Here is a 1,234-nt window from a genome sequence, read left to right on the forward strand (position 1 = left end):
CTAGTATATCGTTTCACAAAAATAGATACATTATGCGGCAAAATCGAAGTTGCGCCATCGGTAGATAACTGGTGCAGCATTCATCTCTGCAATGCCTTTCATAATTCTGTTCTTTAGCTCATCCTTTGAAGCTACTCGGATATGACGCAGAAAGGTTCTTGCCATTTTCGAGAATACCGACTCAATCAAATTTAGCCACGAGCCATGCTTAGGTGTGTGAACGTAACTGAAACGCCCCGGATGCTCAGCCAGGTAGGCCATGGTTTCTTTCGAGATGTGGGCAGAATGATGGTCGAGAATCAACCGAATGACCGATCCCTGAGGATAGTACGCATCCAGCTCTTTCAAGAAGCCAATGAATTCCCGACTGCGGTGACGATCGTGCACCTGCGCGATGATGTGTCCATTGTGCAAATCGATTCCGGCAATCATCGACACCGTACCCTTTCGAACGTACTCATGGTCGCGGGCCACACATGATTGCTCGCCAGCAATGGGAGGCAAGTCCCGTGCAGTATTGGTCAGCGCTTGAACACCTGGTTTTTCATCTACGCTAACCGTGTATTGCGGCCGTCGATCTGGCATCTTATTTTCAGCATCGTGCGCCATGGCAATTTCTCGATAGACCACCAATACCTCATGCATCTTCTGCTCAAATTCAGCATCGCGTTTTTCCAGGTAATAGCGAATACGATGCGGTTTGATATCGTGAGCATTGAGGATACGCCATACTGTCGCCTTTGCAGCTCGCTGCAAGCACGAGTGCCCAGCTGCTACAGCACCTGACCGCACAAACTGCGCTAAAGCAGAAAGTGTCCACAACTCTGCAGCCAATGCATGATCTTTTGGTTTAGTACAGGCCAAATTCACTACCCAGCCAGCCGCCTCCGGTGTAATATAAGGTTCCTTCGGTCGATGGTATTTGTCTTTTAGTCCTGTTTCCACCCCCGCAGCCAAGGCCTTATCGATGCATTTGTAAACTGTTGCACGTGTAACCTTTATTTCCCTGGCAATCCCCGCAATATCTGCTCCATCCGCGTAGCGTAATAGCATTTGTGCCCGTTCTACTTCTCGTTTGGGTGCCGTGCGCGAACCTGATAGCTGTCTCAATCGCTCACGCTCTTCTACCGATAGTGCCAGTTTTCCTCGCCCACTTTTTCTTGCCATGTTTGCTCTCCCGTTATCGAACAGGGGGATTATGGCTCATAATTTTAAATATGTATATGTTTTGATG

1 protein-coding gene is annotated in these 1,234 nt (G+C 48.5%); it reads right to left on the reverse strand.

Annotated features, from left to right (window positions below):
• Positions 1 to 30: 30 nt before the first annotated feature.
• Positions 31 to 1,167, reverse strand: a complete 1,137-nt coding sequence (locus BM122_RS21305) for an IS630 family transposase (RefSeq protein ID WP_074907674.1) — start codon at positions 1,165 to 1,167, stop codon at positions 31 to 33.
• Between the last annotated feature and the right edge of the window lie 67 nt (positions 1,168 to 1,234).

It is taken from the genome of Nitrosomonas communis (genome assembly GCF_900114745.1).
Classification (GTDB): Bacteria; Pseudomonadota; Gammaproteobacteria; order Burkholderiales; family Nitrosomonadaceae; genus Nitrosomonas; species Nitrosomonas communis_A.

Bases quoted from the DNA above. Each gene is read 5' to 3' on its own strand.
- BM122_RS21305 (WP_074907674.1), bottom strand. From the start codon at position 1,167: ATGGCAAGAAAAAGTGGGCGAGGAAAACTGGCACTATCGGTAGAAGAG.